Here is a 2,707-nt window from a genome sequence, read left to right as displayed (position 1 = left end):
CAAAGATGATTTTGCTTTCCTTTTTTAATTCCATTTTTGTGAATATGTTTAGACCCGCACTCTGGACATTGTATCATTTTTTTATTTTTGATAATTTGACCCCTTTATCTAAAAATCATACCTTAATTCAGCAACGCCAGTTTTATGTATCAGGTTTCGGGTTTTATGTAGAAGATATAAATACAAAAAATATTGAATAAAAATATCTAAAACTGCACTTTTTGAGCTTTTAGTCTTTTTTAAATATTTATTTTAATACTTTTCTTCCTATACACAAAACCCTAAACATAGTAAAAAAAATCTTAATTCAATAATGCTTAATTATTTTTGCCAAACAGTTTTGATATTGACAAATTCGTGCATTCCCTCTATACTTAATTCTCTACCATAACCTGATTGTTTAGTACCACCAAAGGGTAAACGAGGATCAGATTTGACTAAACCGTTAATAAAGACTGAACCTGATTCTATATCCCTTACGGCAATTTCGATATTATCTTCATTTTTAGTCCAAATTGACGCACCTAAACCAAAAATGGTACTATTAGCTAAGTCTATGGCTTCTTTAAGGTTATTTACTCTAAATAATAGAGCCACTGGTCCAAAAAATTCTTCTCTCATCCCGGGAGAATTAACAGGAATATCCGTTAAAATTGTGGGGGGGTAAAAATTACCTTTACTTTCAATAATTTCTCCGCCAATCAAAACTTTTGCACCCATTTCAACGGTTTTATTAACTTGATTAGTAATATCTTTAAGAATATTAGGGGTTGCTAAAGGACCTATATCGGTGTTAGGGTTAAGAGGATCTCCTAAAGTGAGATTGCGATATTTTTCTAGTAATAATTCCTGAAATTTATCAGCGATGTTGTGGTGTAAAATAAATCTTTTAGCAGCGATACAAGTTTGACCATTATTAGATAATCTAGCATTAACGGCTACTTGGGCAGCTTCCTCTATATTAGCATCATCTAAAACAATAAAAGGATCACTGCCACCTAATTCTAGCACAGATTTTTTTAACTCTTGTCCAGCGATAGAAGCGACACTTTTCCCCGCTAATTCGCTACCTGTAAGGGTAACAGCTTTAACTCTAGTATCTCTTAAAACTTTTTCCACTTGAGAGGATTCTATGAGTAAAGTTTGAAACACTCCTTCAGGAAAACCCGCAGATAATAAAATAGATTCGATGGCTAAAGCGCATTGAGGCACATTGGAAGCGTGTTTAAGTAATCCAACATTACCAGCCATTAAAGCTGGAGAAAGAAAACGGAATACTTGCCAAAAAGGAAAATTCCAAGGCATCACCGCTAAAATTATTCCTAAAGGTTGATAGGTAACATAACTTTTAGTTGCATCTGTATCGGTATATTTGGGAGTGAGAAATTTTTGAGCATTTTCAGCATAAAAACGACAAACAGAAGCACATTTATTAATTTCTGTCATAGCCTGTTTAATGGGTTTCCCCATTTCTATCGTCATTAACTGAGCATATTTTTCTTGATTTTCTTCTAAAATTACCGCCGCTTTGAGTAACTTTTCTCCCCTAAACTCTAAGGATGTGAGACGATAATCTTGAAACTCATTCACTCCTAAACTTAGTTTATTCTCTATTTCTTGACTGGTTAAAGGTGTAAAGGTTTGTAAAATCTCTCCGTTAAGAGGGTTTATTGTCGCAATAGTCATTTTTATTTTTGTTTTAATAATATTTAATTATAACAAGGATTAAGGTTATAGCCGTAACTACAAACTACTCTAATTATTATTTTTGACATTAATAGAAAATGATAATTCCAACTCTTTTAATCTTCTCTTCGCTTACTCTTGATAATCTTGAATAATTTTGAGGATTTGTTCGTTACTGAGGTTAATTTGTTCGGATTTTGTATAAATACTTAATAAAATAATACCCTCTGTTGTTTTTAGATAATAAATAAGACGGTATCCACCACTTTTTCCTTTCTTAATATCACTATTTTTAACTCTTGCTTTAAAAACTTGATAATCAATACCAGTAATTCTATCTCCTAATAATTCACCTGTTTCTAGTTTATAAATTATGGGTTTTATATCTTCACTAATATGACGATATTTTTTTTTAAGATTCCGTAAATTCTTTTGAAAAGTAAGAGTAGCTTCTACTTTTATGAAAGGATTATTATTCATTTTCCAATTCTTCCCACATTTGACTAACTGGAATCGTTTTTCCTGTCATGGCTTCATACCAAGAAGTCTGAAAATTGGCAATAATATCATTATCATTTTGTTTCTTTTCAATTTCAGAGTTATATTTATATTTCAAATACTCAGCATAATTTAATAATTCTTTCTGTAAAAACAAGGGCATTTCTTCTATGGTTGCTAAAATTTCTGTTGTAATTTCCATTTTATTAATCTCATTTTTTTTACAAAAGTAAGTTTTATCCTATTTTAACTAAAATATTATTTATCCCCTAATATCATCTTTTATTATAAGTTCGTAGTCTGCTCTTTAGAGCTTAAATAACGACTAAAGTCGTCACTACAAACTAACCTAATATCATCTTTTCTACTTGGCTTTTTGCTTCCAGGGTGTTTTCAAAGTCGGGGCAAAATTAAAAAAAAGATGGACTTTTTGGTTATACAATCGACCATGTCCATCTTATTTTTTGTTTATTTAAAATAAGTTATGAACATTTTATTTCAGGTTTTTCGCTTTGTCAAAGAT

Annotated in this window: 4 protein-coding genes; 1 reads left to right on the top strand and 3 read right to left on the bottom strand. The window is 30.7% G+C overall.

The window, feature by feature from the left end; translation table 11 throughout:
* A partial coding sequence (locus ACEW8E_RS02665; protein WP_373478792.1) for a hypothetical protein occupies nucleotides 1-200 on the top strand: 200 nt, incomplete at its 5' end.
* 121 nt (nucleotides 201-321) lie between these two features.
* Here the strand turns inward: ACEW8E_RS02665 and ACEW8E_RS02660 are convergent.
* The 3 genes from ACEW8E_RS02660 to ACEW8E_RS02650 form a co-directional block, all read right to left on the bottom strand.
* The gene (locus ACEW8E_RS02660) at nucleotides 322-1,686 is read right to left on the bottom strand and encodes an NAD-dependent succinate-semialdehyde dehydrogenase (protein ID WP_373478791.1); all 1,365 of its coding nucleotides are present in this window, start codon (nucleotides 1,684-1,686) and stop codon (nucleotides 322-324) included.
* Nucleotides 1,687-1,818: 132 nt separating this feature from the next.
* Nucleotides 1,819-2,166, bottom strand: coding sequence for a type II toxin-antitoxin system RelE/ParE family toxin (locus ACEW8E_RS02655; RefSeq protein ID WP_373478790.1), 348 nt, complete (start codon nucleotides 2,164-2,166; stop codon nucleotides 1,819-1,821).
* Complete coding sequence (locus ACEW8E_RS02650; RefSeq protein WP_373478789.1) at nucleotides 2,159-2,386, bottom strand: DUF2281 domain-containing protein; 228 nt, start codon at nucleotides 2,384-2,386, stop codon at nucleotides 2,159-2,161. The genes ACEW8E_RS02655 and ACEW8E_RS02650 overlap by 8 nt, the downstream gene beginning before the upstream one ends.
* Nucleotides 2,387-2,707 lie beyond the last annotated feature (321 nt).

The sequence above is a fragment of the Geminocystis sp. genome (assembly GCF_041753295.1).
Taxonomy (GTDB): Bacteria; Cyanobacteriota; Cyanobacteriia; order Cyanobacteriales; family Cyanobacteriaceae; genus Geminocystis.
The sequence above is the reverse complement of the archived record's forward strand: the minus strand, read 5'-3'. Positions and strand labels throughout refer to the sequence as shown.

Excerpts from the sequence above, each read along its gene's own strand:
- ACEW8E_RS02660 (WP_373478791.1), bottom strand. The coding sequence starts at position 1,686 with ATGACTATTGCGACAATAAACCCTCTTAACGGAGAGATTTTACAAACC.
- ACEW8E_RS02650 (WP_373478789.1), bottom strand. The coding sequence starts at position 2,386 with ATGGAAATTACAACAGAAATTTTAGCAACCATAGAAGAAATGCCCTTG.
- ACEW8E_RS02655 (WP_373478790.1), bottom strand. The coding sequence starts at position 2,166 with ATGAATAATAATCCTTTCATAAAAGTAGAAGCTACTCTTACTTTTCAA.